Genomic DNA, 1,030 nt, shown 5'->3' with positions numbered 1-1,030 from the left:
GACTAACCCGGGTTTTACCCCGGGTTTAACCAAAAACCAAAAACTTACGTTCCGACGAAGTTAGTTCCGGACCGTTTACGTTTCCGTTCCCTTAACCCCAAACCCCTACCCCTTCCGGGGGTAGGGGGGAAGTACGGTACCGGAACGGGACGGGGCCGGACGTTAGGTTCGGACCGAACGGGACGGGGCGGACGAGGGTGGGGGTCGACCCTTCTTTCGCCTGGAGGGGCTGTCGTCGAAATTCAGATGACGGCTGTAATCGGAAATTAGCGGTTGCGGCAGGAATTTAGGCCTGGTCGTCGCCCGGCAAAATGGCAGCTGGAAGCCGGGCTTCGATTAAAGCGTGGTATAGGGAGGTAGGCGGCACGTGCGCGCAGGTTCAACCATGTTGGCACGCGCCCAAACATGGATCAGCCCGCCGACGCAGCCGATCCATGATTGTGGATCTCAATTAAAGAAGCCGCACGTTTTCGGCCTTCGACTTGCCGGTCTTGCGATCCTGACCGACCTCGTAGCTCACCTTCTGTCCTTCACTGAGAAAGCTCCCACCCTGCAAGGAGGACACGTGCACAAACACATCAGCCCCGCCATTATCCGGGGTAATGAAGCCAAATCCTTTGTCTCCATTGAAAAACTTAACCGTACCAGTGGCCATGAACAAATCCTCGACGCTTTCACGGCTGATTGCCGCTTCCGAAAGCTTTAAGGCGACGGAGTTTTCTCCGCAATCTGTTTGCTCTAATCATGTTTCGTCACTGCTGCTGCGAATTCAGAATTTCTCCAAAGGCTTCGGCGAAGAATTTGTGATGGATTTCAAACCGCTTGGCAGCAGCCTCTTATGAGGCGATGATCATGCGGTGCTGCTGTGCTATGGCTCCAGTTGTGAAACGTCCTCGTCTGTTACCGCATAGAGATTTCCCGGATTAGGCTTATCTGCCGGGTCGGCAGCCGCACCCACTGCGCGATCCCGCCGGACACAGCTATCACGTCGGTCACCCGCCCCACGCAGAGATGGCGCCGCCGGGCTCCT

General features: G+C 56.3%; 2 protein-coding genes. One reads left to right on the top strand and one right to left on the bottom strand.

Translation table 11 applies throughout. The annotated features are described in order from the left end of the window. Positions 1-451 precede the first annotated feature (451 nt). Complete coding sequence (locus RCCGE510_RS32335) at positions 452-655, bottom strand: cold-shock protein (protein WP_007637666.1); 204 nt, start codon at positions 653-655, stop codon at positions 452-454. Here RCCGE510_RS32335 and RCCGE510_RS32330 point away from each other — a divergent pair. Beyond that, a complete protein-coding gene (locus RCCGE510_RS32330; protein WP_007637664.1) occupies positions 654-842 on the top strand; it encodes a hypothetical protein in 189 nt (62 codons plus the stop codon). The genes RCCGE510_RS32335 and RCCGE510_RS32330 overlap by 2 nt on opposite strands. Positions 843-1,030 lie beyond the last annotated feature (188 nt).

It is taken from the genome of Rhizobium sp. CCGE 510 (assembly GCF_000292525.1).
Classification (GTDB): Bacteria; Pseudomonadota; Alphaproteobacteria; order Rhizobiales; family Rhizobiaceae; genus Rhizobium.
Note: the sequence above shows the minus strand (reverse complement) of the source record. Positions and strands in the feature narration are given on the sequence as shown.

Coding starts and splice junctions, on each gene's coding strand:
- RCCGE510_RS32330 (WP_007637664.1), top strand. CDS start 654: ATGAACAAATCCTCGACGCTTTCACGGCTGATTGCCGCTTCCGAAAGC.
- RCCGE510_RS32335 (WP_007637666.1), bottom strand. CDS start 655: ATGGCCACTGGTACGGTTAAGTTTTTCAATGGAGACAAAGGATTTGGC.